This window comes from Streptomyces sp. NPDC058964 (genome assembly GCF_042741275.1).
Taxonomy (GTDB): Bacteria; Actinomycetota; Actinomycetes; order Streptomycetales; family Streptomycetaceae; genus Streptomyces.
The window spans coordinates 21,402-28,884 of sequence record NZ_JBHYKH010000050.1 but is presented as its reverse complement, the minus strand read 5'-3'; the positions used below and the strand labels follow the sequence as shown (position 1 = coordinate 28,884).

Annotated in this window: 7 protein-coding genes; 3 read left to right on the top strand and 4 right to left on the bottom strand. The window is 69.2% G+C overall.

The window, feature by feature from the left end; all coding sequences use genetic code 11:
• Both ACFW2E_RS09485 and ACFW2E_RS09480 read right to left on the bottom strand, forming a co-directional pair.
• On the bottom strand, positions 1-1,220 hold a 1,220-nt coding region (locus ACFW2E_RS09485), incomplete at its 3' end, for an MFS transporter (RefSeq protein WP_384463882.1).
• A 28-nt stretch (positions 1,221-1,248) separates the two neighbouring features.
• Complete coding sequence (locus ACFW2E_RS09480) at positions 1,249-1,686, bottom strand: MarR family winged helix-turn-helix transcriptional regulator (protein WP_384463880.1); 438 nt, start codon at positions 1,684-1,686, stop codon at positions 1,249-1,251.
• 155 nt (positions 1,687-1,841) lie between these two features.
• Between ACFW2E_RS09480 and ACFW2E_RS09475 the strand changes: the two genes are divergently transcribed.
• Positions 1,842-2,024, top strand: a complete 183-nt coding sequence (locus ACFW2E_RS09475; protein ID WP_384463877.1) for a ribbon-helix-helix protein, CopG family — start codon at positions 1,842-1,844, stop codon at positions 2,022-2,024.
• 7 nt (positions 2,025-2,031) lie between these two features.
• On the opposite strand, the gene ACFW2E_RS09470 is transcribed toward ACFW2E_RS09475, so the two are convergent.
• Complete coding sequence (locus tag ACFW2E_RS09470) at positions 2,032-3,483, bottom strand: NCS2 family permease (protein WP_384463874.1); 1,452 nt, start codon at positions 3,481-3,483, stop codon at positions 2,032-2,034.
• Between the two features lie 182 nt (positions 3,484-3,665).
• Between ACFW2E_RS09470 and ACFW2E_RS09465 the strand changes: the two genes are divergently transcribed.
• Entirely contained in the window at positions 3,666-3,932 is a 267-nt protein-coding gene (locus ACFW2E_RS09465) for a DUF2530 domain-containing protein (RefSeq protein WP_384463872.1), read from the top strand.
• A gap of 96 nt (positions 3,933-4,028) precedes the next feature.
• Entirely contained in the window at positions 4,029-6,428 is a 2,400-nt protein-coding gene (locus ACFW2E_RS09460; RefSeq protein ID WP_384463869.1) for an HAD-IC family P-type ATPase, read from the top strand.
• Between the two features lie 45 nt (positions 6,429-6,473).
• On the opposite strand, the gene ACFW2E_RS09455 is transcribed toward ACFW2E_RS09460, so the two are convergent.
• Positions 6,474-7,256 (bottom strand): hypothetical protein, encoded by a 783-nt coding sequence (locus ACFW2E_RS09455; protein WP_384463866.1) that lies wholly within the window; start codon positions 7,254-7,256, stop codon positions 6,474-6,476.
• Between the last annotated feature and the right edge of the window lie 227 nt (positions 7,257-7,483).

Sequence of the window (7,483 nt, the reverse complement as noted above, 5' to 3'; positions counted from 1 at the left end):
GTCGCCGCCACCGCGCCGCCCGCGGCGAAGCCCGCACGGGCGCCGTAGGTGTCGGTGACCCAGCCGACGATCGGGGCGCCGACCGGGGAGCCGCCGAGGAAGACCATCATGTAGAGGGCCATGACGCGGCCCCGCATGGCCGGGTCGGTGGACATCTGGATGCTGGTGTTGGCGGTGACGTTGACCGTCATGCTGAAGACACCGATCGGGACCATCAGCAGCGCGAACAGCCACAGCTCGGGTGCCGTCGCCGCCACCATCTCCAGGGTGCCGAAGGCGGCCGCGGCCGCGATCAGCACTCTCAGCCGGGCGGTGCCGCGCCGGGCGGCGAGCAGCGCGCCGACCAGGGAGCCGACGGCCATGAGGGTGTTGAAGAGGCTGTAGGCGCCGGCTCCGGCGTGGAAGACGTCGTCGGCGTAGGCCGACAGCCACACCGGGAAGTTGAAGCCGAAGGTGCCGATGAAGCCGACCAGGACGATCGGCCAGATCAGCTCGGGGCGGCCGGCGACATAGCGCAGGCCCTCCCGCAGCTGCCCCTTGCCGCGCGGCGCCCGCTCGACCACGTGCAGCTCACGCGCGCGCATCAGCAGCAGGCCGGCGACGGGGGCGACGAACGACAGGCCGTTGAACAGGAAGGCCCAGCCCGTGCCCACACCGGTGATCAGCAGGCCGGCGACGGCGGGGCCGACCAGGCGGGCGGACTGGAAGTTCGCCGAGTTCAGGCTGACCGCGTTCTGCAGCTGTTCGGGGCCGACCATCTCGGAGACGAAGGACTGCCGGGCCGGGTTGTCGACGACCGTGGCGAGGCCGACGGCGAAGGCGGCGAGGTAGACGTGCCACACCTGCACGTGGCCGGAGAGGGTCAGGGCGGCGAGTGCGATGCCGGTGAGGGCCATCGACGTCTGGGTGACGAGCAGCGTACGGCGCTTGGGCAGACGGTCGACGAGAACGCCGCCGTAGAGACCGAACAGCAGCATCGGCAGGAACTGCAGGGCCGTCGTGATGCCGACGGCCGCGGAGGAGCCGGTGAGGCTGAGCACCAGCCAGTCCTGGGCGATGCGCTGCATCCACGTGCCGGTGTTGGAGACGACCTGGCCGACGAAGAAGAGACGGTAGTTCCGGATCCTCAGCGAGCTGAACATCGAGGACCTGGCGGGGTGGCCAGGGCTGGTGGGGGTGGTCGGTGCGGGGGCGGAAGCTGCTCCGGATCCCGTACTCAAAGTGGGTTCGCCTCCTCGCGAAAATGGCTTACAGGTGTGCGAGCTTCTCCAGCACGGGGGCGGCGGCGCGGAGTTTCGCCCACTCGTCCTCGTCGAGGCCCTCGACCAGGCCGGCCAGGAACGCGTTGCGCTTGCGGCGGCTCTCCTCGAGCATCGCCTCGGCCTGCTCGGTCCGGGTGACGACCTTCTGGCGTCTGTCCTCGGGGTGCGGCTCCAGCCTGACCAGGCCCTTGGCCTCCAGCAGCGCCACGATGCGGGTCATCGACGGCGGCTGGACGTGCTCCTTGCGGGCGAGTTCGCCCGGCGTGGCCTTGCCGCAGTTGGACAGGGTGCCGAGCACCGACATCTCGGTGGGGCTCAGCGACTCGTCGACCCGCTGGTGCTTGAGCCGACGGGACAACCGCATCACGGCGGAGCGCAGGGAGTTCACGGCGGCAGCGTCGTCGCCATGGGTAAGGTCCGGCATGTTCTTTAGAGTAACTCATTACTCTCGCTAAGGACCACCGGCGACACGCCGGGATGCCCGTGACCCTGGCCACTGAACCCTCGCATCACCCGTATGAGTGAGTCGATTCCGGAAAGTGACGCGCGGGACCACCGGATGTGGCGACCCTCGTGTGCATGGGGACCACTGTGCTCAGCCTGCGGATGGACCGGGAGCTCCTCGACCGGCTCCGGCGCCATGCGGCGAAAAGAGGAATGAGCGTCCAGGACTACGTGGTCCGGACGCTCATTCGCGACGACTTCGACGAGCGCTTCCAGGCCGCCGTCGAGGAGACGGAGAAGTTCTACGGGGTCACGTGAGCGAGGCTCACGTCAGGCCGAGGGCCGGCATCAGGTAGTAGAACGTGAAAACGGCGGCGACGACGTACATCGGCGCCGGCACCTCGCGGCCGCGCCCGGCCGCGAGCCGCAGCACCACGAAGGTGATGAAGCCCATGCCGATGCCGTTCGTGATCGAGTAGGTGAACGGCATCATCACCATCGTGACGAAGGCCGGCATCGCGACGGTGTAGTCGGCCCAGTCGATCTCCTTCACCGAGCCGGCCAGGATCAGGAAGCCGACCGCGATCAGTGCCGGGGTGGCGGCCTGGGACGGGACCATCGTGGCGACCGGAGTCAGGAACAGGGCCACGGCGAACAGCCCGCCGGTGATCACGTTGGCGAAGCCGGTGCGCGCGCCCTCGCCGACGCCCGCCGTGGACTCCACGAAGGCGGTCGTGGCCGAGGAGGAACTGGCGCCGCCCGCCGCAACCGCGAGACCGTCGACGAAGAGCACCTTGTTGATGCCGGGCATCTCACCCTTGGCGTTGGTCAGCTTGGCCTCGTCACTGACTCCCATGATCGTGCCCATGGCGTCGAAGAAGCAGGACAGCAGGACGGTGAAGACGAAGAGAATGCCCGTCAGGACGCCGACCTTGGAGAACCCGCCGAACAGGCTGACCTGGCCGATGAGTCCGAAGTCCGGGCTGGAGACGGGGTTGCCCGGCCACTTCGGGGTGGTGAGACCCCAGGAGGGCACCTTGGCGACGGCCTCGATGATCAGCGCCAGCACGGTCATCGCGACGATCGAGATGAGGATCGCGCCGGGGACCTTCCGCACGATGAGCGCGAGCGTGAGCAGCACGCCGAGGATGAAGACCAGGACCGGCCAGCCGTTGAGGTGACCGTCGGCGCCCAGCTGGAGCGGGACGGTGGTGTGGGCGGCGTCCGGGATGCGGCTGACGAAGCCGGAGTCGACGAGGCCGATCAGCATGATGAACAGGCCGATACCGATGGAGATGGCCTTGCGCAGGCTGTAGGGCACGGCGTTCATCACGCGCTCGCGCAGCCCGGTGGCGACGAGCAGCATGACCACGAAGCCGGCGAGCACGACCATGCCCATCGCGTCGGGCCACGACATGCGCGGCGCCAGCTGGAGCGCGACCACCGAGTTCACGCCGAGACCGGCGGCGAGGGCGATCGGGACGTTGCCGATCACGCCCATGAGGAGCGTCGTGAACGCGGCGGTGACGGCAGTGGCCGTGACCAGCTGACCATTGTTCAGCTGATGCCCGTACATGTCCTTCGCGCTGCCGAGGATGATCGGGTTCAGCACGATGATGTAGGCCATCGCGAAGAACGTGGCGAAGCCGCCACGGATCTCGCGCGGCAGCGTGCTGCCCCGCTCCGAGATCTTGAAGTAGCGGTCGAGCGCGCCGTACGCGGGCTCACTGCCCGGCTGTTCGGGGGCGGGAACCTTGGCCGGTGCCGAGGTGGACATGCGGGAACCTCATCACCAAAGGGACTCCCCCGAGAACCTTTGGACTTTCCTACGATCAGAAGCGGTCAGAGACAAACGGTTTCAGTATGAACGTATGAGTACGAGATCGCTATCTCCGCGCGTAGACACCGGAAGCCCCCGGCAGCCTCCTCGGTGCCGCGCCCGCCTCGTAAGCTGTGCGCATGGCGAAGTGGACCCCCAAGCACGAGGCGCCGGAGCCCCTGGAGGGCCCCGTGGTCGCCACCATCACCGGCGGCACGATCCTCTGGTTCGTCCTCTTCCTGGTCCAGCTGCCCTTCTACGGCTGGTTCGACGACCACGGCCACACCTGGTGGCTGTGGACCTGTCTGGCCGGCGCCGGCCTCGGGCTGATCGGCATCTGGTACGTCCGCAGGCGCGACGCGGCGATCAAGCGGGCGGCGGCCCTGGAGACGGCGACGGCCGAGTAGGGCCGTACTACCACCGCACGACCTCTCTCCTCCCCAGGTCGGATCTTCCGGCCACTCGGCATGTGAAGCCTCAAATCCGCACGTAACGTCGAATGCATGACGCACATCGACGCGGGCGCGGAGCTGGATCCTGTGCACCCGGTGCCCGTCCCGAAGGCACCCCCGTCGACCGGCCTGACCTCCGCCGAGGTCGCGGAGCGGGTCGCCCGCGGTGAGGTCAACGACGTCCCGGTCCGCAGCAGCCGTACGCTCTCCGAGATCGCCCGCGCGAACGTCTTCACCCGTTTCAACGCCATCATCGGGGTCCTGTGGCTGGTCACACTGTTCGTAGCCCCGATCCAGGACAGCCTCTTCGGCTTCGTGATCATCGCCAACACCGGCATCGGCATCGTCCAGGAGTGGCGGGCGAAGCAGACCCTCGACTCACTGGCCGTGATCGGCGAGGCCCGCCCGACCGTCCGCCGCGACGGGGCCGCCGTCGAGGTCGGCACCTCCGAACTCGTGCTCGACGACCTCATAGAGATCGGCCCCGGCGACAAGATCGTCGTCGACGGGGTGTGCGCCGAGGCCGACGGGCTGGAGATCGACGAGTCCCTGCTGACCGGCGAGGCGGACCCCGTCGTCAAGCACCCCGGCGCCGAGGTCATGTCCGGCAGCTTCGTCGTCGCCGGCGGCGGCGCCTTCAAGGCCACCAAGGTCGGCCGCGAGGCCTACGCCGCCCAGCTCGCCGAGGAGGCCTCCCGCTTCACCCTCGTCCACTCCGAGCTGCGCACCGGCATCTCGGCCATCCTGAAGTACGTCACCTGGATGATGGTCCCGGCCGCCCTCGGCCTGGTCGTCACCCAGCTGGTCGTAAAGAACAACGACCTGAAGGACGCGATCGCCCGCACCATCGGCGGAATCGTCCCCATGGTCCCGGAGGGCCTGGTCCTCCTCACCTCCGTCGCCTTCGCGATAGGCGTCATCCGGCTCGGCCGAAAACAGTGCCTCGTCCAGGAACTCCCGGCCATCGAGGGCCTCGCCCGGGTCGACACCGTCTGCCTCGACAAGACGGGCACGCTCACCGAGGGCGGCATGGACGTCACCGAGCTGCGGCCGCTGGACGGCAGCGACGAGTCGTACGTGCGCAAGGTCCTCGGGGCGCTCGGGGAGTCCGACCCCCGCCCCAACGCCTCCCTCCAGGCCGTCATCGACGCCTACCCGGACAGCGAGGAGTGGCGCTGCGTCGAATCGCTGCCCTTCTCCTCCGCCCGCAAGTACAGCGGCGCCGCCTTCAGCGAGGGCGACGGCGAGACCAGCACCTGGCTCCTCGGCGCGCCCGACGTGCTGCTCGACGACGGCGACCCGGCACTGTCCGAAACCGAGCGGCTCAACGAGGAGGGCCTGCGCGTCCTGCTGCTCGTGCGCGCCACCCGGGACCTCGACGACTCCGACGTCATCAAGGGCACCAAGCCCACCGCCCTCGTCGTACTGGAGCAGCGGCTGCGCCCGGACGCCGCCGACACCCTGCGCTACTTCGCCGACCAGCACGTCCGCGCCAAGGTCATCTCCGGCGACAACGCCGTGTCGGTGGGTGCCGTCGCGGCCAAGCTCGGGCTCGACGGTACGACGGTGGACGCGCGCCGGCTGCCGGAGGACCGGCGGGACATGGCGAGCGCCCTCGACGAGGGCACGGTGTTCGGCCGCGTCACCCCGCAGCAGAAACGGGACATGGTCGGCGCGCTCCAGTCGCGCGGGCACACGGTCGCGATGACCGGCGACGGCGTCAACGACGTCCTCGCGCTCAAGGACGCCGACATCGGCGTGGCGATGGGCTCGGGTTCCGAGGCCACCCGCGCGGTCGCCCAGATCGTGCTGCTCGACAACAGCTTCGCCACCCTGCCCTCGGTGGTCGCGGAGGGCAGACGGGTCATCGGCAACATCACCCGGGTGGCGACCCTGTTCCTGGTGAAGACCGTCTACTCGGTGCTGCTGGCCGTCCTGGTCGTGTGCTGGCAGGTCGAGTACCCGTTCCTGCCGCGGCACCTGACCCTGCTGTCCACCCTCACCATCGGCGTCCCCGCCTTCTTCCTCGCCCTCGCGCCGAACAGGGAACGTGCCAGGCCCCATTTCGTGCGGCAGGTGATGCGGTACTCGATCCCGGGCGGCCTGGTGGCCGGAGTGGCGACCTTCTTGACGTACCTGCTGGCCCGACACCACTACACGGGACCGGACGCACTGGACGCGGAGACCAGCGCGGCCACGCTGACGCTCTTCCTGATCTCGATGTGGGTCCTGGCGATCGTCGCCCGCCCCTACACCTGGTGGCGGGTGGCCCTGGTGGCCTCGATGGGCGTGGCGTTCCTGTTCGTGCTGATCGTGCCCGCGCTGCAGAGCTTCTTCGCGCTGAAGCTCGTCGGGGTCGCCATGCCGTGGACGGCGGTGGCCGTCGCCGTGGTGGCGGCGGTCGCCCTGGAGTTCCTGTGGAAATGGGTCGACCGCCGCTTTCCCGCCTAGCGCCCGGCTCGGGCGGGCTTCACTGCCGCTCGGGCTTTACCGCTGCTACTGCACGTCGACGAAGTCGGCCGCGGAGCTGACCGCCGAGGTGGTCGAGGTGCCCGCGAAGCTGTAGCGGAAGTCGCCGTCCGCGGACGCCGTCACCGTGGTCTTCAGCGCGCCCGTCGACGAGCTCTTGATCGTCTTGACCGTCGTGAAGGTGCTGGAGCCCTTCTTGCGGAACTGCAGCTTCACCGGCTGGGTCGCGTAGCCCGCGTACTTGCCGGTCTCCCAGTTGGCACGGGTCAGCTTGCCGGTGACCGTGATGGTCCCGCCCTTCTTCACCGGCTCGGGCGTCGCGTCGGCGGTGAGCTTGGCGGCACGGCGGACCGGGATGGTGCCCAGGTCGTTCTGCCACTTCTGAACTCCGGACTTGGCGTCGACCGCGACACCGCCCTGCTTCCACGTACCGGCGTCCGCGTTGTACAGATCGGAGGCCGGGAGCGTGATCGTCGCCGAGCAGTGCAGGGTGGTGGAGGAGACGGTGGTGCAGGTCCCCGGGGCGTCGCTGACGACCTGGGTGTCGGCGTCCTTCGCCGAGGTACCGCGGTAGAGAACCGGGCCGCTGAGCACGTTGGCGACGCTCACGCCGGACGGGTGGGTCAGGGTGTAGGTCGCCTTGACCTTGACCGTCGAGGTGGCGCCGACGGTGATGGCCTTGCCGCTGTTGACCTTCATGCTGGAGAAGGTGACGTCGAGCGTCGAGCCGGCGGCGTGCGCGGCCGGCACGGCGAAGGCGGAGAGGGCCAGGGCGGCGGAGACGGCGGCCACGGTGGCACGTATGCGCATGCGTTCCCCTGGAGGGAGAAGTGATCGTGGAGTCGGTCGACTCACGCGATCAGATCCGTGAGGGGTGCGGCCGGTTGTACGGCAAGAGCGCTTCCCGGCCAGATTTTGGCGGCGTATTGCCCGCTCGTGGCACAAGCGAGAGGAATCGTGGCGGGGGCCGGGCCACGCGGGGGTGGGGGGGGGGGCCGACTGGGGCACGCCCACTCGAGGTGGAGTCCCCGGCGGGT

Excerpts from the sequence above, each read along its gene's own strand:
- ACFW2E_RS09480 (WP_384463880.1), bottom strand. The coding sequence starts at position 1,686 with ATGCCGGACCTTACCCATGGCGACGACGCTGCCGCCGTGAACTCCCTG.
- ACFW2E_RS09475 (WP_384463877.1), top strand. The coding sequence starts at position 1,842 with ATGGGGACCACTGTGCTCAGCCTGCGGATGGACCGGGAGCTCCTCGAC.
- ACFW2E_RS09470 (WP_384463874.1), bottom strand. The coding sequence starts at position 3,483 with ATGTCCACCTCGGCACCGGCCAAGGTTCCCGCCCCCGAACAGCCGGGC.
- ACFW2E_RS09465 (WP_384463872.1), top strand. The coding sequence starts at position 3,666 with ATGGCGAAGTGGACCCCCAAGCACGAGGCGCCGGAGCCCCTGGAGGGC.
- ACFW2E_RS09455 (WP_384463866.1), bottom strand. The coding sequence starts at position 7,256 with ATGCGCATACGTGCCACCGTGGCCGCCGTCTCCGCCGCCCTGGCCCTC.
- ACFW2E_RS09460 (WP_384463869.1), top strand. The coding sequence starts at position 4,029 with ATGACGCACATCGACGCGGGCGCGGAGCTGGATCCTGTGCACCCGGTG.